The sequence below is a fragment of the Bacillus sp. HMSC036E02 genome (assembly GCF_001836235.1).
Taxonomy (GTDB): domain Bacteria; phylum Bacillota; class Bacilli; order Bacillales; family Bacillaceae_G; genus Bacillus_A; species Bacillus_A cereus.
The window spans coordinates 119550-145883 of record NZ_KV827880.1 but is presented as its reverse complement, the minus strand read 5'-3'; the positions used below and the strand labels follow the sequence as shown (position 1 = coordinate 145883).

The window sequence follows — 26334 nt, the reverse complement described above, 5'->3', positions numbered from 1 at the left end:
TATTTTTTGTTATTTTGTTTTTTTCTTTTTAAATTTGCTTAATACTTCATAAACGATTGGAACAATAAGAAGTGTTAATAACGTTGAACTTGTTAATCCACCAATTACCGTTACACCAAGTCCTTTAGAAATTAAGCCACTACCTTCAAATCCTAATGCAAGCGGGATAAGAGCACCGATTGTTGCAATTGCAGTCATTAAAATTGGACGAAGGCGTGTTGCACCAGCTTCTAATAAAGCTTCACGTGTTGATAGTCCTTCATTTTCTTTATGAATAACGCGGTCGATAAGCACGATTGCGTTTGTTACAACGATACCGATTAACATAAGCGCACCAATCATTGCAGACACACTTAATGTTTCACCGGAGATTAGTAAGGCAACAAGAGCTCCGATAATTGTAAATGGTAGCGAGAATAAAATTGCGAATGGTGCAAGGGCACCGCCAAATGTAACGACAAGAACGAAGTATACAATGGCAATCGCAGCTAACATCGCTAAGCCAAGTTGCTTAAATGATTCTTCAATATCTTTTGTAACGCCGCCCATAGAAACATCTACGCCAGAAGGAAGATCCATTTTATCTACTTCTTTTTGAACAGCGGCAGATGCTTTTGAAACGTCATCAGATGTTAGTTTTGCACTTACTTCTGCATAAACACGGCCATCGCGGTGTTTCACTGTATTCGAAGTTTCACCTTCTTTTACAGTCATAACATCTTTCACAGCCACTTCATTACCAAGTGGTGTTGTAATTTTACGATTTGTTAAGTCATCGATTGTTTCATAATTTTGTTTTTCAGCTTCTACATATACATTGATATCTTTACCGTCTTTTTTAATTGTTGTCAGAACAGGGCGATCATGTTGATTAGAAAGTCCCATTCCAATTTGAGCAGCCGTTAAGCCCATTTTACTCAGCTTTTCTTGATCTGCGACTAAAGTGTACTCTGCATATGTTTTTGCAATACTAGAATCTATATCTTTTAAGTCTTTATTTTTCTTCATGATATTTTGAATATTTTTTACAACAGGCTTAATGTCTTCTGAGCTATCTCCGTAAACGTATAGTTTAATTTCGTTACTACCGCCACTTGCTCCGAAGTCTTGGTTTTTCCATTCACCTTTGCCAGACATCTTCTGTAAATCTTTAACGACTTGTTCTTTCTCTTTTTCAAAGTTTTTCGTGTCGTTATCATATTGCACGAAGAACATTGCTTGGTTTGATTGACCAGGACTCATTGGGTTTTCGCCACCTAATGAGAATTGAATTGTTTTGACGTCTTTATTATTTTGGAAGTGCTTCTCAGCTTTTGTTGCAATTTTTTCAACGTCTTCTAACGTTTGACCTGGTTCAGGGTTGTATGTTGCGATAATCATTTTTTCTTCTTCAGAAGGTAAGAAACTTACACCGATAACTGGTACAAGTGCAAGACTACCAACTAATAGAAGGACAGCGATACTTGATGTAATAATTTTGTGATTTAAAGCCCATGCAAGTATGCGTTTATACCCATTTGCTAATTTACTTGGTTTTTCTTCATGATGTACTTCTTTTTCCCTCATGCTCTCTTTCTTAAATAAGGAATGAGCTAGCATCGGTACGATTGTAACTGCTACTAGTAATGATGCTAATAAAGCGAAGACGATAGTTAAGGCGAATGGTAAGAACATTTCACCAATCATACCTTTTACTAGTCCAAGTGGTAAAAATACAGCAATTGTTACGATGGTAGAAGACATAATTGGGATAAACATTTCTTTCGTAGCTTCACGAATTAAATCTTTTCCGCGCAATTTCTCTTCTGATAACGACATACGTCGGTAAATATTTTCAATAACAACAATTGAGTCATCGACAACGCGGCCTATAGCAACGGTCATTGCTCCAAGTGTCATAATGTTAAGCGTAATATCCATTTGCTTTATGACTAAAACAGCAATTAATAAAGAAAGTGGTATTGAAACGACAGAGATTAACGTTGTTCGAATATTTCGTAGGAACAGCATAATAATAACGATCGCAAAGATAGCACCGAAAATTGCTTTGCTCAGCATTGTTTCTACTGATTTTTCAATAGGTGCACCTTGATCGAATGTTGAAATAATCTCTAAGTCTTTATACTTTTTCTCAAGTTCTTTTACTTTATCTTTTACTGCATTTACAACATCAACTGTATTTGCATCAGAGGCCTTCACAATTTGAATTCCAATTGCTTCTTTTCCATTTGTTCGAGAAATGGATTCTGCTTTCCCAACTTCTTTAATGTCAGCAATTTCATCTAATGTAACTGTTGGAATCCCGTTCATAGCGGCTGGATTCATTTGTGGCGTTTGCGCACCAGCGCCAGCATTTTGACTACCTTGACCGTTAGGTGAGGAAGGGATAGCTGGGATTTTAAGTTCTTTTAATGCTTTAATCGTTGTAATATTGCCATCTACAACAACTGATTTTTCCGTGTCTTTAAATGTGTATAAGCCAAGTGGTAAAGATACATCCGATCCTTTAATCACATTTTTTACAGTATCTTCACTTAGTCCTAGTTCTTTCATTTTATCTTTCTTGAAGACAAGCTGTACTTCATCTACTTGTTGACCAGCAATTTGAACAGATGCAACACCATCAAGTCCTTTTAATCCCGGTACAACATTTTTTTCTACATTTTCAGTTAAAGTAGCTAAAGATTCATTCTTGCTTGCTACGCTTAACGAAATAACGGGAAAAGCATTGAAGTTTACTCGTGAAACTTTAGGATCTTTAACACCTTCTGGGAGTTTTACATTTGTGAGAGCTTCTTTAATTTCTGTTTCTGCTTTTTCCATATTTTTGTCAAAATCGTATTCTACTTGAATAGAAGATGCGTTTTGAAAAGATGATGAACTCACAACGTTAACACCGCTTAAATTTTGTAGTTGTTCTTCCATCGGCTTTGAAACTTTATCAGCTACTTCTTCTGGTGTAGCACCAGGATAGACCGTAGTTACTGTCACAATCGGTGTTGTAATATCAGGAATTGTTTCCAGCTTCATATTGAGTCCAGAGTAGATCCCCGCAATAGTAACAATAATGGTTAGTAGCCAAACTGCGAACTTATTTTTTAACGAGAAATTGATGATTTTGTTCATGTTTGCGCTCCCTTTGTATTATATTGACCAACTGGTCAGTCTAATACATAATATAACTGACCGTTCGGTCAATCGTCAATAAAAAGGGATGGTATAATACATTTATAATAAGATGCGAGATTAAATTTAGGAGAGAAGATATGAAAGAAAAAGAGCGTTTAATTATAGAATCGGCTATGAAGTTATTTGCTACTAAGGGTGTAAATGCGACATCAGTGCAGGAAATTGTGACAGCTAGTGGTATATCTAAGGGAGCTTTTTACTTATATTTTAAATCGAAAGATGAGCTTTTATTAGCGACACTTCGATATTATTATGACAAAATCCAAAAGAAAATGCTGGATATTGAACAAGAGTCTTTATTACCACGTGAAAAATTTGCAAAACAATTACATTGTCAGTTTAATGATATACAAAAACATAAAGAATTTATTATTATGCATGCGAGAGAAAATGCAATTCCGTTTAATAAAGAAGTAGAAGAATTTATGATGCGGATGAAGTTAGAGTCTCATGCATTTTATCGGAATAGTTTATTGTCCATTTATGGTGAAAAGATTATGCCATATTTATTGGATTTAGTAATTATAGTAGAAGGCATATGCCGTGGTTATTTAGAGTTAATTATTTTACAAGCACCAGAAATTGATTTATCGTATGTCGCTGCTTTTATTTTAAAAAGAGTAGATCATTTAGTAGATGGCTTAGTAGAATCTTCGGAAGAACCTATTTTACATGAAGAAAAGCTTGGAGAATTTCTTTGTAAATCAGAGCTCATTAAGGAACAAGTTAAAGAACATTTTTTAAAGGAGATTATTGTATTTAAGCGCACTTTAGCTGATCAATTAGAGGATGATGAGTTGCTAGTAACGTTAGATGTTTTAGAGGCAGAAATACGATTGCTTAATCCAAGAATTCCGGTAATTAGAGGTATGTTAGCAAATTTAGAGGCGTATCCGGAATTAAAAGAATTTCGATTACGCCTTATAGGATACTACAATATAAAAAATTCTTAATAAAAACAAGTAAAAACTCCTTGTCTACACAAGGAGTTTTTACTTAAAGACTACTTACTATTTTGAGACCATTCTTCGACATCCCAAACTTTTGTGATCCAATCTTCATAGAAGTCCGGTTCGTGACATACAAGGAGGATTGTTCCTTTATATGCTTTCATAGCCTTCTTAAGTTCCGCTTTTGCTGTAACATCAAGATGGTTTGTCGGCTCATCAAATAGTAACCAGTTACTTTCCTCACCCATTAGCTTACATAAACGAACTTTTGCTTGTTCTCCACCACTTAATTGACTTAATGGGCGAGAAATATGTTCATTTTTTAAACCGCATTTTGCTAACATCGCACGAATTTGATGCTGGTCTAAACCAGGGAATGTATTCCATACATCATCAATTGGTGTTATATTGTCAGCTTTAACTTCTTGTTCAAAGTATGCAGGCTCTAAGAAGTCCCCAAGACTTGTTTTACCGCTTAAAGGTTTAATTTTACCTAAGATTGTTTTTAGTAACGTTGATTTACCAACACCGTTACATCCAACAATAGCAATTTTTTCACCACGTTCGATCGTCATTGATAGCTTTGGTAGTAGCGGATGTGTATATCCGATTTCTACATTTTCACCTTCAAAGACGAAGCGACTACTTGCGCGACTTTCTTTAAATGAGAATTCAGGTTTAATTGCTGTTTCTGGGCGATCAATAAGTTCCATGCGATCAAGTTGCTTTTGACGACTCTTTGCACGACCTGTCGTTGAATAACGAGCCTTGTTTTTTGCAATGAAGTCTTCTTGCTTTTTGATAAACTCGCGCTGCTTTTCATAAGCGTTTATATGTTGATTTTTATTGATTTCTGCTAGTTCTAGGAATTTTTCATATGTCGCTGTATAGCGTGTCATTTTTGTGAATTCTAGATGGAAAATAACATCAACACATTTGTTCATAAATTCCGTATCATGAGAAATTAATAAGAATGCATGTGGGTATTCTTTTAAATAATTTGTTAACCAATGAATATGTTCAACGTCTAAATAGTTAGTAGGTTCATCAAGCAATAACACTTCTGGCTGTTCAAGTAATAGCTTTGCAAGCAATACCTTTGTACGTTGTCCACCACTTAGTGCTGAAACATCACGATCTAAACCAATTGCATCAATTCCAAGACCACGTGCAGCCTCTTCAATTTTCATATCTAGTAAATAGAAACCACCTGCTTCAAGTGCATCTTGTATTTCTGCCATTTGTTCAAGAAGTTCTTCTAGTTCTTCTGGTGTAGCAGTTCCCATTTTTTCTGTAACTTCATTTAAAGCTTTTTCCTTTTCGAATAACGGTAAAAATGCATCCGCTAGTACGTCACGGATTGTACGTCCAGGCGTTAAAACAGTATGCTGATCTAAGTAGCCGTAATGTGTGCCCGGTGTCCATTCTACACGACCTTGGTCATGAATAAGCTGACCAGTAATGATATTCATGAATGTTGATTTACCAACACCGTTTGCACCAACTAATCCAACGTGCTCACCTGCTAATAATCGCATAGATACATCTTTAAATAATGTACGATCACCAAATGTATGTCCTAATTTTTCAACTGTTAATAAGCTCATAGTATCCTCCGTCCAACTTGAAATAGTACCTTGAATCATGATACTAAATTCTTTCATATAATGCCATCATTTCAAAATGTATATTTTTTCAAAAGAAGTGTTTGTAAATGTTAGTATATAAAAAAGTTACTTCTACCTACAGAAGTAACTTTTTGGTTATGCCTTTTGTTTAACTTCACTAACTTTCTTTTCAGCTACAATAAAATGCGGTCTACGTTTTGTTTCATAATAAATACGACCGATATATTCACCAATAACACCTAGGAATATGAGTTGAATACCGCCAATAAATAGTATAGCGGAAATGAGAGTAAAGTAACCAGGAACTTCCACACCACCAAGGATGATTTGAACGAACGTAGTGATTACGTATAAAAGTCCTAAAATGGTTGTTAGTAATCCGAGATATATAGATAGACGTAACGGTTTATTATTAAATGAAATTACACCATCAATTCCGTAATTTAATAATTTCGAGAAGGTCCATTTACTTTCTCCATCAGAACGTAATACATTTTCATATTCAATGATTAATTCGTTATAACCGATCCAAGAAAATAAGCCTTTTGAAAATCGGTTGTATTCACTTAAAGATAATAAAGAATCTACTGCTCTTCGACTTAAAAGTCTAAAGTCACCAATACCGTCTACTAATTCAATATCTACAAATTTATTCATCACTTTATAGTAAAGACGAGAGACGAAAGAGCGAACGGGTGAATCACCAGTTCTTGTTCTTTTTGCAATGACTTGGTCGTAGCCGTCGTTATATCCTTCTAACAGTTCTTTTATTAACGTAGGAGGGTGTTGTAAGTCAGCATCCATAATAACAATTGCATCGCCTGTAGCATATTTTAAACCAGCTAACATTGCAGCTTCTTTTCCGAAGTTTCGACTAAATGATATGTAGTGTACTGACGAATCTGAACTAGCTAAATCACGTAAAATATTTAAAGTATCATCTTTACTACCATCATTAACAAAAACAAATTCATAATCGGTAGTTAATTTATGAATTTCAAGAGAAGTCTCTGAATAAAAGGATCGAAGCACCTTTTCTTCATTGTAGCATGGTACAACTATTGAAAGGGTCATGTTAGGACCTCCTTAGGTGTAATTTTAAAGTGGGCATAAAGTAAAAGTGAAGCAATCATCTTCAACTTTTACTTCACTTCATTTTAATAACTTTTTTTAAAACGATTTTTTAATTTTGAATATCTTTTCGTATCTCCAAGAACTAGAAGCGAGATGCAAATGATAAATGAAATGATAGAAATAACGAGACCCATTTTGAAATAAGGTGTGACGTATTTCATTTCAACTACATGTTGCCCTTTGGAAATAGGAACGCCAATAAAGGCGGAATTAGCCTTCATAAATTCCGTTTCTTTACCATCAACTTTTATTGACCATCCTTTACTATATGGTACCGATAAATATAGTAATCCATCTTTAGTGGAATTAATATCACCTTTTAAGTAGTTACCTTCATAGTAAATGTTTTGTAGACTATTTTCTTTTATAGTATTTACTTTTTTCGGGACAGTCTGATAGTTAGTACTGTTGATTTGTAAATCTTTCAACTCATATTGACCAGGAGTAGGAATAGAGATGATTAGCTCGGTTGGCTTCGCATCTTTTCCTAAGTTGTAAACAAATCTTTCTAAAGGATAAGCATAAGCTCCATCCTCATTACCTTTTATCATAGATTTGTCATTCACGGTAACCCCAAATGATTCCTTGTTTATATTTCTAATTTTAATTTCAACAAGAAGATCACCTAACATATCGTTATTATCAATAGGTACTATTATACGCCCATTTTCATGAACAGTGAGTATATCTTTCTCTTTCTCTATATTTTCCCACTTCATTTTATTTGGATTAATCTTAATTTGTTTTGAATCTAGCTGTTTTGTATTAAATTGTTTTAGTGGGAGACTTCCAACATCATTTACAACTACAGCATCTAATAAAAGTTGATCTTTCTCGGCAAAATTAAGTTTTGAAAATTCTTCATCACTTATTCCAGCTTCGTATACATAGCCTAATGGTAGTGCAAATTCATTTTTATAAATGTTGTAAGGACCTACTTGTTGTAAATGTGTATAGCCATAAGGAATTTCGGTTTTATTAGCACCTTCACTTAGTATATAATATTTTACCCCTAGCATGTTCTCAAGGAATAATCGTTTATCTAACTGGAAGAACATGGATGGGCTATCATATCCTTGGAAAACATTATACTTATTTTTCATAAAGTCATGAACATGATAATTGACTAAGCTTTGATAAGTACTTGTACCATGATAACCTTGCAACATCGGCGTATTTTTATAATTATTGTTTGGATTGATAATTCGATAAAAATCTTTATCTTGATTTTGTATATAACGAATTGCGTCAATTTCATCCTTATTATCAAGACCTGGCCCGTGTAATGATTCTTTTGTCACGCCTGCTTGATTAAAATGTTTACTAAGAGCAAAATCTGAATAGAAGTAATTAATAAATATTACATTGACGAGTACATTTAATACAATGAAACATTGTAAGGCTACTTTTGATAAATAGCGCCATAGTAATATGGTAATAATAGATAATACAGTAATGCAAATTAAAATGTTATCAATCGTTTGTAGTGGCTGTGCGTTTATATTTACTTTTCTATAGAATGCGTAAATAAATAATGCTGTTGCTAGCAAAGGACCTATTAAATAATTGACCTTCTTTTTGTGGAGTAGCATCCAATCTAAAATGTAGGCAACAGTTTGCGCAACCACAAATGCAAATAAGTAAAACCATCTGTGTTGCATGGCAGAAAAGCCATTAAATACGGAATACGTATATGGAAGCATATATAGCACTAACATAAACCCAGTAAAGAGTAATTTATTTGTGACAAGTTTATTGCGTATTAGAAGCGCGCTAGTAATAAGGAAGAGGATGAAAACAGGGAATGCAAGCTGATACTCCTCTGTATTATTAATGAAAAAGATACTTTCCATTAAGTTTTTATAAAACGTATCTTCAAAAAATAACGGTATAGTAAATTTTGTAGCGAGTCGGTCGGAACTAAATACACCATTTACAGATGGTATAAAGCAAACAGCAGATAAACCTAGTGATAAAACATATAGAAAAGCAATTCTAATATAATAAATTATAAATGTTTTAATTGTTTTGTTCTGCTGTGTAGCGAAATATTGGAAAAAGGCATAAATATAGATAAAAATACTAGTAATGAAAGCGAAATAGAAATTTGATGCAAGCATAAGTGCTGTTGCAAACAGGAATAATCCTTTTTTTCGCTCTAAAATATATTTATCTAATCCCCATATTACTAAAGGTAAAAACACTATAGCATCTGCCATGAAATCCCATAATAAAGAATGGCGAATGAAAGTTATACATCCTCCATATATAATGGCAGAAATAAAAGAAGAAAAAATAGTTTTATTGTGATAACGTAAAGAACCATACATGAATAACATAGCTAATGTACTTTTTAAAACACTCATATATAGTTTCAGCTCAAAGATTTGGTCAAAATTTAGTTTAGGAAGTAGAAGCGTAAGCCAGAAAAATGGTGCTGTACTATAGTAATAACTAAATTCTCCGAATAAATCTCCACCTAAGCCATAATCCCAAGACCAAAATAAATTTCCATCTTTAAATGCGTGTTGTAAAAGGAATGTAAAGAAACTGAATTGTGATAATGCATCTCCCGTACTAGAAAATACACTGTCTGATTTTAGGAAAAAGTAATGAAAAGCAAATGCACATATTATTAATAATGGAATAATAATAAGTGTGCTTTTAGTGAAAAATGTTCTTTTATTTACTTCTGAAGTCATTAAATAAATAAGCCTCCTTAAATTCAATTGCCACATTCTTCATCTCTGGTTATCTTTTTAGGATGAAGAAAAACTATGTATGAATCGTCGATTTTTAATAGTATTAATAAAGTGTTTATTTGTGTAATTTATAGTAAATTTAGGGTGTTTGTAGTTAATATTTACATGAAAAATTAACTATGAATTACCTTAATAATAGGTGTTTTACATCTAGTGCTGTTCGTTTCCAAGTATAATCATTCCAGAAAGGCAAGTCAATTTAAGATATAGATTGAAAAAAAGCCCATTTTCTAAGTGAAGAAGATAAAAATAAAAACTTCAAATTTAATTTGAAGTTTTTATTTTTATTTATTTTCGAGCCAGCTTTTTATTTATAAATCCTAAAATCAATCCTCGTATTTGTGGATCAATTGCAAGACCGATAATACCGTATAATATACCAGTAATTGTTAAAGCAATTAGTGGCGGTAAGGTAATTAATATTGTACGGTATAGAATATAGCTTAATATAAAGGCTAAGGTATTGAATATAATCCCTTTAAATAGTAACGAGAAGCCTTTACGAACAAATAGAGTGAATCCGATTAATAACGTAATCTCGGTAAGGATAGCGGCAATAGCGGCTCCCATCATTCCGAACTGACTACCTAAGACGATGTAACTTATAATGGCAACAGCTAGTCCGATTCCCATTGTTGTTGCACGTTTCCATTGTTGACCAATGGTCGTTAAATTATCAGCAAGTGGATAGTTAATAGATTGTAAAATGACCATAAAGGCTAAAATGGCAAGAGCATCACCAGCTGGCGCATACTCTTCGCCTAATAAAGTAACAATCCAAAAACTTGGATCAGCGATAAATGGAATGGAGATTCCCATCCCTAAGAAAGACATTAGTTTTAATTCAAACTGAGATAGTTTTCTATGTTCATCAATATTCTTTTCATTTCCAAAAGTAAATAATTTTGGGTAGAAGGCTGCTGCAATTACACCAGGTATTTGATAAAGGACTGCAGGTATTTTCGATGCAGCTCCAAAGAATCCAACTTGCTCATACGTCGAAACTTTTTCTAATATAATAGGGCCTAACTGCGGTAAAAGCATAATAATAATGCCATTGATTGTGAAAATCAGCAGTTGATCTAAAATCCCTTTGTCCCAGCCCTTATGAACTGTCGTATGGCGGAGTACCATTATGAAGGCGATGACTCCTGTTACAAGACTAGATATCCCATACATAGCAGCGACCGTCATAAGTGACCATTTCAACGACATTCCTAGTAGAAGCGCAGCTGCGGCTGTTACACCTTGTAGTACAGAAATAATCGCTGTAAATTGCATACGTTCTGTTACTTGGAAGTAAGCCATTCCAACACCTTGTAAAGTTGCTCCAAACATTGTTGGTAGTACAACCCAATATACCATGGCGCGTAAGTAGGCATCAGTATAGAAGAACTGAGCAAAAATAGCGAAGAGTACAGAAATTACGACAGCTAATACGAAACGAATGCGTAAATAACTACTGATTAGTACGCTAATATTTGCATCCTTTCTCGTTCCTTCACGCATAAACGTATGTGTCAAACCTGCATCTGTGAAATAACAAATAACAGCGGAAACAGCTAATGCAGTTGTAAACATCCCATACTCACTGGGAGAAACGTATCTTGCGAAGAGAATCGTCGCGATAGCAAGTACAAATCGAACAGTAATATTTCCTACAAATAGGTAGGAGGCATTTTTAAGAATCTTATTTGTTTTCATGAGAAAAAACCTTTCTATTCTTTAGGACCTTTTTCGTTTGTCCTATTTGTAAATTTGATTTGTTTACGGAAAGAGAGATGAGTACTATATTTTCAGTTTAAGAAAACAGAAATTTAATTCGCACAAACCAAAGCATTGCATATAGTTTTTTACTACGCTTTCCATTTTTTGAATAGATTTTACGGCAATATTTCTTTATATCTTTTTTGATTAATTGGACTTGGGCATTATTTAATTGAGAGTTTTCTTTAATGTATATACAAGCATTATTGATAACCGTATAAGGGAATAAATAAGTCTCAAGAATCTCAATAAGTGACTGAGGGTCTTTCGTAATGAAGTCTTGAGATTTATTATGTACCCAGTCTTTCATACGATTGAATACTTCTAGTTCTTTAGTTGTTTTTAATTCGTAATCTTTATATTTAGAAGAAAGATTTCCTTCGGATAAGATTCTATAATATGTTAAATATTCATCGACATAGCATACATTTGTCACACTCATTAGTTTAAATAAAAACTCCAAGTCTTCTCCCCAGCTACATCCTGGTGTAAAACGGATATTATGATTCATTGCGATAGAGCGTTTGAAAATCCAAGTACTTGTTTGAGCAACAACTTGGTGTGTTAAGAATGCTTTTGCCATATCACCTTTAATAAAGTTTGTTGTATGCTCAACCTTTTCGCCTGTTTCTTCGTAGAAATTCATATAACCACAATAGCACGCATCCATGTTGTTTTTATGCATACTCTCGATTTGTTTCTCAATTTTAGTTGGATGCCATAAGTCATCACTATCAAGGAAAGCGACGTATTCCCCGCTAGCATTTTCAATCCCTGTATTACGAGCTACTGAAACGCCTTGGTTTTTTTGGTGAACGTATTTTACTTGCCCCGGATATTTTTCTGCAAGATTTTTTACGATAGAAGGTGATTGATCTTTACTTCCATCATCTACAATTACAATTTCAATGTTTTTATATGTTTGATCCAGTATTGACTGCATTGTTTCTTCAATATATTTTTCTGTGTTATACAGAGGTATGACAACAGAAACAAGTTGTTTTTGTTCCATCATAGAATTTTTATCTCCTCAAATTTTTTATGTCTTGCACCATATATACAAGCCTTTTGAAAGGAAGAAGATTACAAGAACATCTGTATCAGTTTAACGCATATAAACTTTGTAAATCAACTTTCTATTATTGTACTTTGTATAAAAAGTATTTATTATAGAATATATTTTCTTGTAAAAATATAGAAATGCAATTTGGAAATTATGTATTTTAAGGGGAAATATGAAATGTTAAGGCGATTTGCGCTTCGTTTTGCAACTTTACAAACACATGGTGCAGATTTGACTCTAGCTAGCGATGATATAGGTTATCAAAAAACGGCAACTATTTTATTGGAAACAGGAATGTTAATATATCATGAGCTGGATAAACCACCTATTCATATTATGCCAGGTTTTCCAGTGTTTTTAGTTACTGTATTTTACTTTTTTGTAAATGGCAATAAAGGCCTTTTTGTAGCTAAATTAATTATTATCCTATTAGGGGTACTTATTATTTTACTAACTTATAAGATTGGTACTTATTTATTGAATCCCGCTGCAGGATTAATAGGTACTTTCTTATTAGCTGTATATCCTCCAGAGATTGTTTTGGAAAATTTAACTTTAACAGAAGGACAGTTTCTATTCTTTTTCATTGAGATTATTATATTGGAGTTTAAAATTAGCTGATACTCATAAAACGAAACATTTTCTACTTTTTAGCATTGTACTTACGCCTACAATTTGCTTTATATCCAATACTATTATTTATATATCTTTTAATGAAGCGCTATCCATTCCGCATTGATGAAGCAAGCGATAGTATTTTTTATAATAAAAAATACATGCAAGGAAGGACCTGTGCATGTATGATGAGAAGATTATGTTAAATATTCCAAGGCTTACTTAAAGTTAAAACTTCAGCCATCTCTTTACTTTTTAAACGTCCTTTTTTTCGGTTTTCCGCGCGTTCTAAACCGGTTGTGTGTAACCAATGTTCTTCCTGAGTTTCAGGGAGTACTTGTGGTACGGACGAAGGTTTTCCATCTTTTATTGCTACAAATGTAATGAAGCAAGTAGCGGCAATTCTACGCTCGCCTGCTAATAAGTTTTCTGCGATTACTTTTACGAAAACTTCCATTGAAGATTTCCCTGTATAACATACAAATGCTTCATAACAAACAGAATCAGCTTGGTGAATTGGAGTTAAAAAATCAACTGAATCAATAGATGCTGTTACGCAATGTTTACGACTATGTCTTGCAGCCGCAATTGAAGCAATACTATCAATTTCTGCTAATAATTTCCCTCCAAAAAGTGTTTGGTGATTATTTAAATCGTTAGGAAAAACACGTGTTGTCTTAATTGCTTTAGATTCTCGCATGAATTTCTTTTCCATATATTCAGCCCCTATAGTCTGTTTTCAATCAGAATAATATGTGTAAGCAGATTACTCATATTAGATATTTAATGAAGTAAAGTGTATTCCAAAAGAGGATTATTTAAACTTCTGTATTTGTATTCATGTAACTGAAAGAAAATTTATTTTATCTAAAATGTAGTGTAAAAGAGGATTCGCTTACATTGCAAGTAAAAAGTAATGACTATGTATTTGTCATAGAAATTCCCTATCAGCCGTGTACCCATTCATGATAGAATCGTTTTGTTATGAATGGAAATAGAGGTGCAATGGACATATGAATCATATACAAACAAATTTTTCATCTTTCTTCAATAAAATTACAATCGGTGCGATGCTCGCATTTTTGGTTTATAGTTGTTGGGCAGCATTTGAGACAAGTAAGCAATTTTTTGGAGGAAGTACAACAAGTGTAACAATCATATTAGCAATTTTCGTCATACTCATTTTGTTAGTGGCATCAATTCTACAATATCGTTTTACAGATAAACAATTTCTTATTTTTCTTATAAGTATATCTATAGTTGTGAGGCTTAGTATGCTGTTATTTGTAGATGCTCCAATAATTGGTGATATGAAAGTGATGTATGAGTCTGCAAAGCAGATTGCAATTGGTAATAATATAGGGACTGTAACTCATTTACCTTTTATTATATATGAGTCGGTAATTATTCGTATATTTGGTGATTCATTATTCGCTTTACAACTATTTAATGTGCTATTTTGCACAGGAACAGCATTATTTATTTATCGTATTGCGGGAATGGTTTTTGGAGAAGAATGCGGTCGTATTGCTTCTATCTTTTATGCTCTGTATATTCCAAATATATTCATGAGTTCCGTATTAACTCCTGAGTCACTTGCAATATTTTTATTTTATTTTGCTTGTTACATACTTTTATATAAAGGATTAGATCATCCTTATATGTGGGTGTTTTCAGCGATTTTATTTGCATTTAGTAATATGATTTTCCCAATGGGATTATTTCTTCCTATTTTTATCACGGTATATGTATTATTAATTGAAGTATTTCAATCAGCAACGAAAAAAAAAGTGTTACTAAAGATGATAGGGATACTTATTCTATTTTATAGCGCTCATTTTGGTGTGAATTATGGAATTAAGACAATGGGATTATCACAATATACGATTGCGAATGAGACATATGTTCAATCTGTCTTAATTGGAAAAACGAAACATGAGGAAAAAATATCAAAAAATCAAAGTGTAACAGAGCATATTGATCAAAAGTTAAAAGAGATTGAGGGAGAAAGATTTAAACTTTTAGAACCGATGATAAATCAGTTTTCGGATGAGGGGATAAATTCTATTCTTTTCAAATGTGAAAAACTGATTTATATAGCCGTAACATTGTTTATGACTATAGCTCTATTACACTTCCTTATTAAGAAACAACAAAATGAGGGATATATGTTGTTCTTATTTTTAATTAGTGGCTACGTATTGCTAAAGCTCTTCCAAGTAGATATGGCATATTACAATGTAATTATGCCGGCATTGTTTATTTTGCAGAGCTTTGGTGTTTATATGAGTTATGTGTATTGTCAAAAAATATTTTTCAGAAAATAAAAAGAATCCATTCTGGATTCTTTTTTTGATGGAAGGTGAAATTTAGTAGTCAGTGCAGATGGAAAGTATGCCTGACTACTAAATTTCATCTTATCGATTTAGTTCTAGTTGCAAATTATCGGCTGTTAGAGCCATTTGTGAGGAATCATCTTGAATTCCTTTCATTACTTGTGAAATAGCTTGTAGTTCGTGTTCAATTTTCTTATTCTGTTCTTTTGAGTTAGACATATCTTTTACAATTTCTTGGAAGTATCGATCTGTTGCCGACATACTATCCGTTCCTTCCGATACGAGAGAGCTAATTTGTTTCACGGAAGACGAGACACGAGTAATTTGTTCATTTGTTTTTTCGACGAGCTTTGTAACGTTAAATATAGATTCTTTCGTTTGCTCTGATAATTTTCGAATTTCACCAGCAACAACAGAAAACCCCTTCCCAAATTCTCCAGCACGTGCAGACTCGATAGCAGCGTTTAGTGCGAGTAAATTTGTTTGCTCCGCAATCGATTTAACAATATCTATGATTTCATTAATTTTGTTAGAAATATTGAGAAGTTCATGAGTATCTGTAATAATCGTTTCCATATTCATTTGAATAGATCCCATTCGTTTATTCTGCTGGTTTAATTGTTCTTTCCCTTTATTTGCTTTTTCTTCAGATGTTGTAGCTAATGATGTACCTGTTTTAGCAATCTCTACAATAGTTTCAGATTTGGCGGTTAGTTTTTGAATAGAAGAGCTTGTTTTTTCAGATACAGCAGCTAGTTCTGTTGCGATATGCGTAATTGTCATAGCAGTTAATTCTTTTTCTTTCTCAAGCTCTTTTTGCATTCTTTCATATTCAGATTCATAAGCTGCAAGAACAAGTTCTTGTTCAAGAGTGAATAATTTATTTATGACATTTATAGAATATGAAAAATCATCGATTGTCGTTATTTTTGTTTGCAAAATCTTCATGATAGAGCGGAATAATTCTTGATAAGCAGCAGTATACCATTTTCGATGTAAACCAATTTGTACATGCCTTTTGGCAATCCTAACACGCTGTTCAATAAAATCTTCATGCATATGGCCGCTGAATAATTCTTTAATATGTGTTTTTAAAGTTTGTTTTAGTTTTGGAATAGAGCTGTAACGCTCAATAATAGTAATTAAATTAGGTTGTTTTGTAATGTTGGCATAGAATTTTTCAGTAATCCAATCAATTTCTGCATAAATAAAAGGCTGTAGTACTTTTACAACTTGTAAATCTTCTTTTGAAATATGTAGCATATCCATTTGAATTTTTAATTCAGAATTAGTAGGTACATTAAAAGTTATTTGTTGGCCCTTACTTAATTCGATTATACTGGCATGTGTTTTATTAATATTTTTTTTGAAAACCCCAAGCATCATTCTTCCCCCTGTATATAAAACGTTTTCAATTTTAAAACTAATATAGAGTAATTATATATGCTTATATATAATTACTCTATATTAGTTCGTTGAATAGTATATAAATTAAGAGAATTCTATCTAGAATTCTCTTAATGGCCTTTATTAATTTTAGCATGTGTTTTAAAGAAAACGGGGAAATGCACATTATATATTACAGTGACGACACGAATAACGAATGTTACTAATAAACAAACATAGAAAGCTAATACGTGCGCCCCCATAGCGTGTGTGATTAGGAAGCTAATTGCTCCTAAGATAGAAGCGATTGCGTAAATTTCTTTTCGGAATACGTAAGGGATATCTTGAGCACAAATGTCACGCAAAATACCGCCTCCAATACCTGTAATGACTCCCATTGAAACAACTAGAAATGAGGCGTCAACATGATGTGACATTGCCGCATTTGCACCAATAGCTGTAAAAACGCCTAAGCCAACAGCATCAGAAAGCATAATAACGACTTGAAGTTTATTGATGCGCTCAAAAAACATACAAGTAAATAATGCTGATAATACACTTACGAAAAAGTAAATGGGTTTTACAAATGCGACAGGGGGCAGGTTACCAATCATGATATCACGAATAATACCGCCGCCGAGCGCAGTAGCTACAGCTAAACAAAGGACACCAAATAAATCTAAATCTTTTTTTAAACCAACTAATGTACCAGAAATGGCAGCGGCGATAATGCCAAGAAACGTAAATATATCGATTAATAACATGGCCTTAATCCCTTCCTCTTAAAGATGTTCCAGAGAAAAAATATACACTAAAGTATTGGAAATAACAATTACTTTTCGCTACATGTAGAAAAACGGATAAAATACATAAAGAAAGCGTTTGAAAATGTTTAGAAGAAAACGGAGCAAGGTTAATCTTTAGTTGTAGGATAGCCGAGTGGGTGATTGCGTGTAGTTATTAAATTTTATATATTTATAAATGAATTAACAAATGTTACTATAATGCTGATAATAAGTAGAAGAGTGTTAGATAGTTTTTATAGAGATAGGGAAGGATAGCTAAAGGATAATGTTTTCTAGTACTACTTACGCTAGATTTGGTTAGTTTCGGCATAAAAATAAGTTCTCAATTTAAATATGAGTTATGTTATAATTGCTAGGTGTGTTTTGAAGATAAAAATTATGATTAAAAGATAATGTTAAGATTTTGTATGGAGGTCTTGGAATGTTAGCAAATCAAGCTAGGGTTAGATTTGAGCGTTTTTTGCTCTTTTTTATTATTTTACAGCCTGTTTTAGATTTATTAACGTCTCTTAGCATCACTTTATTAAAGTCAAATGCTACCGTTGGAATTTTAGTAAGATTCCTTATTATGGCTGTTGGTGGCATTTACATTTTAATTCAGGCAAAAGAGAAGGAAAATAGAAAGTTTTTAATTTATCTTATATTATTAGCCGGAGTTTTAGGAGTAGGATTTATTAATAACAAACTAGTTAAGGATCCTATTGTACTTAGTGAAGAAGTTAAATTCGTTGCGAAAGCATTATATATATATATCATGCTGGGATCATACATTTTAGCTTTAAAATCATTGAAAAAGACAGTTAATATTAGTGATAAGGTTCGAAATAGTATTGTATATTCTACATTAATCATTAACGCAATTATGGTTATTTCTATTTCAACATCTACTGATTTTGGTAGTTATGAATGGATGAAGGTTGGTTCTCGAGGTTGGTTCTATGCAGGGAATGAACTAGGTTCAATCTTAGCTATTATTTTCCCTATTGTAGTACTATATTCTATTCAAAAAACAAAGAGCTGGAAACACATTTTATATTGGATTCCATCACTTTTAATGATTTATTCGCTAATTCAAGTTGGTACAAAAGTAGGAATGGGCTCAATTGGTGCTACGTTAGCGGCAGCAATCGGAATCATTGTACTACAATTATTATTTAATAGAAAAAATCCGAACAAAAAATCCCTTGCACTTAATGCAGTAATTGCTATTGTCCTATTAGCTGGTGTAGTTGGAACGTTTAAACAAACGCCATTAGCACAAAATATGGGTATTCACAATAATTATTTATCAGAGCAAAATGTGGCGCAGCAAGGTCAAAAAGAAAAAGAAATTAAAGAGAAGCTGAAAAAAGAGCAAGAACTTAAAGAAAAAGAAGAAAATCACCATAAAGTTGAAAAGCCAGAAGAAAAGGCGAAGATAGAAGAGGAAGTTAAGAAAGAGCTTGAGAAAGAGCAAAAGAAAGAAAATCAAGAAAATCTTATTTTCAGTGGACGTCAAGTATATGAAGAAAGACATAAGCAGTTCTTTAAAGAAGCACCAATGTCACAAAAGTTATTAGGAATGGGTTATGCAGGTAACTTTAAATACAATGAACAAAAGCAGCCAGATCCAAAACTAATTGAAATGGACTTCCATGATTGGTTTTATGATTTCGGGATTATTGGCTTTGTATTACTAATGATTCCATTTATTTATTACGGGCTAAGAATTCTACTAGCATTTGCTACGAGATTTAAGGACATATTTAATATAAAATATGGAATGATTTCAGCAAGCTTATTGTTAGCGTTAGGTATTGCTTATATTGCAGGACATATTTTAACAGCACCAGGAGTTGGGATTTACTTTGTAGTGGTGTTAGCTTATCTAATAGTAGACCTAGAAATTGAATGATAAAAATAAAAGCTAACTTTTGTTAGCTTTTATTTTTTAGTACAGTAAAATAAAAATAGATGGAAACGTAGCGAGGATTTAAAGGAGGAAAAAATATGAGAATATTGCATATGAATGCAGGAGCAGAAGATGGGGGAGGGAAAACACATATTATTTCACTTCTCGATCAGTTTCCAACTGGTGAAGTAGAATTAGCAGTATTTGAAGATGGAATTGTTGCGAAGGAAGCAAGGGAGTTAGGGATAAAAGTCCATGTGTTTTCACAAAAATCGCGCTATGATTTATCCATTTTAAAGAATATAAGTGAATTTATTAATAAAGAAAAATTCGATGTAGTTCATACACATGGCCCTAGGGCTAATTTCTATGTTTCTTTAATGAAAAAGAGAATAAAGGCAAAATGGGTAACGACTATTCATAGTGATCCATTTCAAGACTTTACTAAACAGGGCTTAAAAGGTTGGATTTTTACGAAATTAAATTTGAAAGCCTTAAAAAATATAGACTTATTTTTCGTTGTAACAAATAGATTGAAAAAAAGCCTGGCAGCATTAGGTATTTCAAATGAAAAGATGCATGTTATTTATAATGGAATTGAATACGATAAGGAAAAAGCAGAAGACTATAATAAAAAAGAAATGTTCAATATTGATGAAGATGTATTTACGGCAATCCAAGTAGCACGATTACATCCTGTCAAAGGACATGAAGTTTTATTCGATGCGTTACAACAAACAAAATTAGAGAAAATTAAAGTATTATTAGTTGGCGATGGCCCATTAGAAGAAAATCTAAAGTCATTAGCTACTGAAAAAGGGATTAACGATAAAGTAGAGTTTTTAGGACATCGTCAAGATGTAAAACAATTATTTGCGTCGTCACATGTAAATTTATTAACTTCCCATAGTGAAGGGTTCCCACTAGTTCTATTAGAAGCGGCAAATCAACGCGTACCATCAATTGTGACTAGGGCTGGAGAAATTGAACCATTAATCGTAGATGAAACTTACGGATGGATTGTGCCGACAGGTGATGGAAAGGCATTAGCATTAGCTTTAGAAGAAGCGTATGATAAGTGGAAAACTGGAGAGTTAGCAGCAATGGGTAAACATATTTATGAGCATGCTACTATGAACTTCTCACTTCAAAAACTATATGAAGATACAAAGGAAACATATAAGCAATTAATAGCGAAAAACTTGTAATGATAGAGAGGATAGTTAACTATGGCAGTACAAACAGTTGATATTCTAGGCGTTCCTTTTTCTACAATGACAATGGATGAAACGGTCCAATATTTAAAAGAACAACTAGAAGCGGAGCGAACTCATACGTTTCAGGTAGTAACAGCAAACCCTGAAATTGTTATGTGCGCAAAAAAGGATGAAAAGTTCTATCAAACATTATTGAATACAGATTTAATTACACCTGATGGTATTGGGGTTGTAAAGGCAAGCGGGATGCTTGGTACACCTTTAAAAGAACGTGTAGCAGGTTTTGATTTAATGTGTAATTTACTTGCGAAGTTATCAGAAGATAGTAAGCCGGTATCTGTTTTCTTATTAGGTGCAAAGCCGCATGTTGTACAAGCTGCAGCAGATCATTTAACAAAGACATATTCAGCTGTATCCATCGCCGGTATACAAGATGGTTATTTTAAACAAGAAGACGAAGAGAATATTATTTCTCGCATTCAAGAAGCAAAACCAGATTTATTACTTGTTGCACTTGGTTTCCCGAGACAAGAGAACTTTATCCAAAACAATAAGCATCGTTTAGAAACGAAAATGGCTGTTGGAGTGGGTGGAAGTTTAGACGTATGGGCTGGAGAGGTAAAACGTGCACCAAAATGGATTCAAGCGATTCATTTAGAGTGGTTTTATAGATTATGCAGTAATCCAACACGCTGGCGTCGTCAGTTAGTATTAGCGGAATTTTTAAAAGAAGTAATGCGTTCGAAAAAGTAGCGAAATATCGCTGCTTTTTTTATTTGTTCATTTTTAATAAATTGAAACTTTAATCAGTGAGGCATCCCCACTGATTATTAGCTCTCACCAATCGGGATAGACGTTTTACTTTTTGGGAATGATGAAGGAGAATTTTTTACACAAAAGTATTTTACTTATACAATTCACACATGTAAAATGATGTGTAAAGACACCTGTGTGAGGAGGACTTCTAGTGGGCAAGGTAAAAGAAATTTCGAAGCGCAAACTACTTGGTATAGCTGGGCTTGGATGGCTATTTGATGCAATGGATGTTGGAATGCTTTCATTTGTAATGGTAGCCTTGCAAAAGGATTGGGGATTAAGTACGCAAGAAATGGGCTGGATAGGCAGTATTAACTCAATCGGTATGGCAGTAGGAGCGCTTATTTTTGGGATACTATCAGATAAAATAGGGCGAAAATCAGTCTTTATTATTACATTATTATTATTTTCTATCGGTAGTGGTTTAACTGCATTAACGACGACACTTGCGATGTTTCTCGTTTTACGCTTTTTAATTGGTATGGGGCTTGGCGGAGAGCTTCCGGTTGCCTCTACACTAGTATCAGAGAGTGTTGAAGCGCATGAGCGTGGGAAAATTGTTGTGTTATTAGAAAGTTTTTGGGCAGGTGGATGGCTAATTGCAGCTCTTATCTCGTATTTTGTTATTCCTAAATATGGTTGGGAAGTTGCGATGGTATTGAGTGCAGTTCCAGCATTATATGCTTTATATTTAAGATGGAATTTACCGGATTCCCCAAGGTTCCAAAAAGTTGAAAAAAGGCCATCTGTTATTGAAAATATAAAATCAGTTTGGTCTGGGGAATATCGTAAAGCAACAATTATGCTATGGATTCTATGGTTTTGTGTTGTCTTTTCCTATTATGGAATGTTCCTTTGGTTACCGAGTGTAATGGTGCTAAAAGGATTTAGTTTAATAAAAAGTTTCCAATACGTACTTATTATGACATTAGCTCAACTTCCAGGATATTTCACAGCTGCTTGGTTTATTGAACGTCTCGGTCGTAAATTTGTTTTGGTTACGTATTTAATCGGGACAGCTTGCAGTGCTTATTTGTTTGGGGTTGCGGATTCATTAACAGTATTAATCGTGGCAGGTATGTTACTATCCTTCTTTAACTTAGGTGCTTGGGGAGCATTATACGCCTATACACCTGAGCAGTATCCAACGGTTATTCGTGGTACAGGTGCAGGAATGGCAGCAGCATTTGGTCGTATTGGTGGTATTCTTGGGCCACTATTAGTGGGATATTTAGTTGCTTCAGAAGCTTCACTATCATTAATATTTACGATTTTCTGTGGATCAATTTTAATTGGTGTATTCGCTGTAATAATACTTGGACAGGAAACGAAGCAACGAGAATTAGTATAAAGTGAAAATTTAAACGTATCCCTGACCGTTTATTATCCTACACTACTCGGCTCTTTATAGGCAGTTAGTGCGGGATAAAAGGGGAGAGGAAACCGAAGTGGTTTCCTTTTTTCTGTTTTTTTAGATAAATAATGGTATAGTAAGAAAAAGGGATTATTTCTTATAAAAGCGAATGTATACAACAGGACATATGGACAAAGAATTAGGTGGTTGAAGAAATGAAAATTTTACTGATCATGGAAGAGGCAGAAGAGAGAAGAGAGTTAGCTGAAAATTTCACTGAAAATATGAGAAATGTAGAATGTTTTGAAGCAAAGACAGGAACAGAATCTTTATTTATGATGAAAAAACATATACCAGACTTTGTTTTTTTAAGTTCCAAATTACTAGATGGTACTGGTTTTGAATATGCAAGTTTATTACGAGAAATAAATTGCTATACAAAATTTATTTTTGTAGGTGAAAACATAGAAGAATCTATTACAGCTTTTCGTTTCCAAGCATTTTATTATTTATTGCGACCATTTCGTGAAGAAGATTTACAATTTCTTTTATATAAAATAGGTAAAGAACAAGGTGAGAAAGCAAAGAGTTATTTGCGGAAACTACCGATAGAAAGTCAAGAGGGTATACGATATATTCTTCCAGAAGATATCGTATATGTAAGTAAAAATAAAGAAAATAAAACTGTTTCAATTTACACAACGAATAATCAGTATATTTCAACATATACACTTCAGGAATTAGAAAATAAGCTAAATGCATATGATTTTTTACGTGTACATAAAAGCTATTTAATTAATATGTCATATGTAAAAGAACTGAAACCTTATTATAATGGCACGTATAATTTGTATTTAGATAGGTATGATGAGCAACCGATTCCAGTCAGTCGTAATTATGTAAAACGCCTTCGAAATAACATTGAATTATAGTAGGTAATGAGAGTATTTTAACATGATAAACTGAAAATCCTTCATGATAGGGAGGATTCAAGTTAAATATTCAGAAAATTTAGTACAATCTCCACTAAGAAATAGTATTGGGGGAATTGTATGTGAAGACATTGAAATCGATTTTACTTTGGGGCGTTATTACAGCAGTAGGAGCAGGTGCTTTTGGGGTAATAGCTTTATCACAAGGTGAAACCATTAATGCTGTATGGCTCTTAGTAGCTGCCGTATGTGTATATGCAGTTGCTTACCGCTTTTATAGTAGATTTATAGCGAGAAAGGTTTTTAATTTAGATGATAATCGGCAAACACCAGCCCATACATTAAACGATGGGAAAGACTATGTTCCAACAAATAAGTGGGTATTGTTTGGCCATCACTTTGCAGCGATTGCTGGGGCGGGACCTTTAGTAGGACCGATTTTAGCAGCACAAATGGGATATTTACCAGGAACCATTTGGATTATTGTTGGGGTAGTTGTTGCGGGGGCTGTCCAAGATTTTGTCATTTTATTTGCTTCGATGAGACGTAATGGTAAATCGTTAGGAGAAATGATTAAAGATGAGATTGGACCTGTTACAGGACTAATTGCAATGATAGGTATTTTAGGAATTATGATTATTTTATTAGCAGTATTAGCGTTAGTCGTAGTAAAGGCACTAATCGGAAGTCCTTGGGGAATGTTTACGATAGCAGCAACGATTCCTATCGCTATTTTAATGGGAGTTTATATGCGCTATATTAGGCCTGGTCGTGTTGGAGAAGGATCAGTAATTGGTATTATCCTACTTATTTTATCTCTTGTTGGAGGACAGTATGTAGCAGAAAATCCAACACTTGCAAGTATGTTCACATTTAGTGGTGAAACAATTGCTATTATGCTTATTGTATATGGATTTATCGCATCGGCATTACCAGTTTGGATGCTTTTAGCACCACGTGATTATTTAAGTACATTTTTAAAAGTCGGAACAATTGTAGGGTTAGCAATCGGTATCTTAATTGTAGCACCAGATTTACAAATGCCAGCAGTTTCGAAATTTATTGATGGAACTGGTCCTGTGTTTTCTGGAAACTTATTCCCGTTCTTATTTATTACTATTGCTTGTGGTGCAGTGTCTGGATTCCATGCTCTCGTTTCATCAGGTACGACGCCGAAGATGATCGAGCAAGAGGGACACGCACAGCCAATCGGTTATGGAGCAATGTTAATGGAGTCGTTTGTAGCAGCGATGGCGATGATTGCGGCTTGTGTATTAACACCGGGAACGTATTTTGCAATTAATAGCCCCGCAGCACTTATCGGTACAGATGTTTCGCAGGCAGCTCAAGTTATTTCCTCATGGGGATTTGCTATTACACCAAATGAACTAAAAGATCTCGCTGTAAATGTTGGAGAGCAAACAATTTTATCACGTACAGGTGGTGCGCCAACATTAGCGATAGGTATGGCATATATTTTCTCACAAGTAATAGGTGGAACGGCCATGATGGCATTTTGGTATCATTTTGCGATTCTCTTTGAAGCTCTATTCATTTTAACAACAATTGATGCCGGAACGCGTGTCGGCCGATTTATGATTCAAGATATTTTAGGGCATGTATATAAGCCATTTGGGAAAACGGATTCTACATTAGCGAATGTAATCGCTACAACATTATGTGTATTAGGGTGGGGATATTTCTTATACCAAGGGGTAATAGATCCGCTCGGTGGAATTAATACATTATGGCCACTTTTCGGTATTGCAAATCAAATGCTAGCAGGTATTGCATTATTACTTGGAACGACAATTTTGTTTAAAATGGGAAAAAAGGCGTACGTTTGGGTAACACTTATTCCAACTATCGGGTTGCTGATTGTAACGATGACGGCGGGATATCAAAAGCTATTTCATGAAAATCCTAAAATTGGATTTCTATCGCATGCAAAGGTATTTCAGGGAGCATTAGATGAGGGAAAAGTGTTAGCGCCAGCTAAAAATGTCGCTCAAATGAAGCAAATTATTTTCAATGATTATATCGATGCAGCGCTTTGCGGAATTTTTATGATAGTTGTAATCGCTGTGTTAATTTCAGCACTTCGAATTTGGATCCAAGTATTAAGAAATAAGCCAATGCCGTTAAAAGAGGCACCATATATTCCTAGAGATGAAAGTGAGTCGAGGAACTATGCTTAAAAAGTTGTGGCAAGTATGGGGTGAAAGAAAACGCTTTATTAGTTTGCTCGTTGGAGTACCAAGTTATGAAGTATATGTGGAGCATATGAAAAAGCATCATCCTGAAGAAGAGGTTGTATGTCAAAAGCAATTTTTTGCTGAGGCACAAGAAGCAAGATTTAATGCAAAGGGTGGAAAAATATCACGCTGTTGTTAATGAAAAAGGGCGAGTTTTCGCCCTTTTTATTTTTTTGCTGTTTCACGTGGAACAGCAAAAATAAACAAAACCTTTGGGAATTAAAGGTATTTCG

18 protein-coding genes and 2 pseudogenes are annotated in these 26334 nt (G+C 33.7%); 10 read left to right on the top strand and 10 right to left on the bottom strand.

The annotated features are described in order from the left end of the window. Window positions 1–9: 9 nt before the first annotated feature. Window positions 10–3126, bottom strand: coding sequence for an efflux RND transporter permease subunit (locus HMPREF2590_RS26810; protein WP_001033500.1), 3117 nt, complete (start codon window positions 3124–3126; stop codon window positions 10–12). A 140-nt stretch (window positions 3127–3266) separates the two neighbouring features. Between HMPREF2590_RS26810 and HMPREF2590_RS26805 the strand changes: the two genes are divergently transcribed. After that, window positions 3267–4142 carry a TetR/AcrR family transcriptional regulator gene (locus HMPREF2590_RS26805; protein ID WP_000659639.1) on the top strand — a complete coding sequence of 292 codons (876 nt, stop codon included), beginning with the start codon at window positions 3267–3269 and terminating at the stop codon, window positions 4140–4142. 50 nt (window positions 4143–4192) lie between these two features. On the opposite strand, the gene HMPREF2590_RS26800 is transcribed toward HMPREF2590_RS26805, so the two are convergent. The 5 genes from HMPREF2590_RS26800 to HMPREF2590_RS26780 all read right to left on the bottom strand — a co-directional run bounded on the left by HMPREF2590_RS26800 (window position 4193) and on the right by HMPREF2590_RS26780 (window position 12445). Next, window positions 4193–5746: an ABC-F family ATP-binding cassette domain-containing protein gene (locus tag HMPREF2590_RS26800; protein ID WP_000055410.1), complete on the bottom strand. Its 1554-nt coding sequence runs from the start codon at window positions 5744–5746 to the stop codon at window positions 4193–4195. Window positions 5747–5902: 156 nt separating this feature from the next. Beyond that, entirely contained in the window at window positions 5903–6841 is a 939-nt protein-coding gene (locus HMPREF2590_RS26795) for a glycosyltransferase family 2 protein (RefSeq protein ID WP_000175833.1), read from the bottom strand. Window positions 6842–6924: 83 nt separating this feature from the next. Then, a complete protein-coding gene (locus HMPREF2590_RS26790; RefSeq protein ID WP_000200232.1) occupies window positions 6925–9603 on the bottom strand; it encodes a YfhO family protein in 2679 nt (892 codons plus the stop codon). A 348-nt stretch (window positions 9604–9951) separates the two neighbouring features. After that, entirely contained in the window at window positions 9952–11367 is a 1416-nt protein-coding gene (locus HMPREF2590_RS26785) for an oligosaccharide flippase family protein (protein ID WP_000856154.1), read from the bottom strand. A 97-nt stretch (window positions 11368–11464) separates the two neighbouring features. Beyond that, complete coding sequence (locus tag HMPREF2590_RS26780; protein ID WP_000970526.1) at window positions 11465–12445, bottom strand: glycosyltransferase family 2 protein; 981 nt, start codon at window positions 12443–12445, stop codon at window positions 11465–11467. A 201-nt stretch (window positions 12446–12646) separates the two neighbouring features. On the opposite strand from HMPREF2590_RS26780, the pseudogene HMPREF2590_RS26775 reads away from it, so the two are divergent. Next, window positions 12647–13249: pseudogene (locus tag HMPREF2590_RS26775) on the top strand (4-amino-4-deoxy-L-arabinose transferase); the annotation flags it as partial. Between the two features lie 61 nt (window positions 13250–13310). Here HMPREF2590_RS26775 and HMPREF2590_RS26770 read toward each other — a convergent pair. Further along, entirely contained in the window at window positions 13311–13823 is a 513-nt protein-coding gene (locus HMPREF2590_RS26770; RefSeq protein ID WP_000412126.1) for an acyl-CoA thioesterase, read from the bottom strand. Window positions 13824–14121: 298 nt separating this feature from the next. On the opposite strand from HMPREF2590_RS26770, the gene HMPREF2590_RS26765 reads away from it, so the two are divergent. Next, window positions 14122–15435 carry an ArnT family glycosyltransferase gene (locus HMPREF2590_RS26765; protein WP_001015649.1) on the top strand — a complete coding sequence of 438 codons (1314 nt, stop codon included), beginning with the start codon at window positions 14122–14124 and terminating at the stop codon, window positions 15433–15435. A gap of 90 nt (window positions 15436–15525) precedes the next feature. Here HMPREF2590_RS26765 and HMPREF2590_RS31320 read toward each other — a convergent pair whose 3' ends face one another. From HMPREF2590_RS31320 to HMPREF2590_RS26755, 3 genes and pseudogenes are all read right to left on the bottom strand, one after another. Continuing rightward, window positions 15526–16227 (bottom strand): methyl-accepting chemotaxis protein, encoded by a 702-nt coding sequence (locus HMPREF2590_RS31320; RefSeq protein ID WP_370658441.1) that lies wholly within the window; start codon window positions 16225–16227, stop codon window positions 15526–15528. Between the two features lie 54 nt (window positions 16228–16281). Further along, window positions 16282–16827: pseudogene (locus HMPREF2590_RS31315) on the bottom strand (protoglobin family protein); the annotation flags it as partial. Between the two features lie 134 nt (window positions 16828–16961). Beyond that, entirely contained in the window at window positions 16962–17594 is a 633-nt protein-coding gene (locus tag HMPREF2590_RS26755; RefSeq protein ID WP_000924371.1) for a trimeric intracellular cation channel family protein, read from the bottom strand. Window positions 17595–18057: 463 nt separating this feature from the next. Between HMPREF2590_RS26755 and HMPREF2590_RS26750 the strand changes: the two genes are divergently transcribed. The 7 genes from HMPREF2590_RS26750 to HMPREF2590_RS26720 all read left to right on the top strand — a co-directional run bounded on the left by HMPREF2590_RS26750 (window position 18058) and on the right by HMPREF2590_RS26720 (window position 26240). Next, window positions 18058–19530 (top strand): O-antigen ligase family protein, encoded by a 1473-nt coding sequence (locus HMPREF2590_RS26750; RefSeq protein ID WP_000880769.1) that lies wholly within the window; start codon window positions 18058–18060, stop codon window positions 19528–19530. Between the two features lie 95 nt (window positions 19531–19625). Beyond that, on the top strand, window positions 19626–20735 hold the full coding sequence (locus HMPREF2590_RS26745) for a glycosyltransferase family 4 protein (RefSeq protein ID WP_001221225.1): 1110 nt from the start codon (window positions 19626–19628) through the stop codon (window positions 20733–20735). Window positions 20736–20756: 21 nt separating this feature from the next. Continuing rightward, window positions 20757–21497 carry a WecB/TagA/CpsF family glycosyltransferase gene (locus tag HMPREF2590_RS26740; RefSeq protein ID WP_000290748.1) on the top strand — a complete coding sequence of 247 codons (741 nt, stop codon included), beginning with the start codon at window positions 20757–20759 and terminating at the stop codon, window positions 21495–21497. 214 nt (window positions 21498–21711) lie between these two features. Continuing rightward, window positions 21712–22911 (top strand): MFS transporter, encoded by a 1200-nt coding sequence (locus tag HMPREF2590_RS26735; RefSeq protein WP_000521077.1) that lies wholly within the window; start codon window positions 21712–21714, stop codon window positions 22909–22911. A gap of 218 nt (window positions 22912–23129) precedes the next feature. After that, window positions 23130–23846: a LytR/AlgR family response regulator transcription factor gene (locus HMPREF2590_RS26730; protein ID WP_000698256.1), complete on the top strand. Its 717-nt coding sequence runs from the start codon at window positions 23130–23132 to the stop codon at window positions 23844–23846. 122 nt (window positions 23847–23968) lie between these two features. Beyond that, on the top strand, window positions 23969–26044 hold the full coding sequence (gene cstA / locus HMPREF2590_RS26725; RefSeq protein ID WP_000854310.1) for a carbon starvation protein CstA: 2076 nt from the start codon (window positions 23969–23971) through the stop codon (window positions 26042–26044). Further along, entirely contained in the window at window positions 26037–26240 is a 204-nt protein-coding gene (locus HMPREF2590_RS26720; protein WP_000914504.1) for a YbdD/YjiX family protein, read from the top strand. Before cstA ends, HMPREF2590_RS26720 begins: the two co-directional genes overlap by 8 nt. Window positions 26241–26334 lie beyond the last annotated feature (94 nt).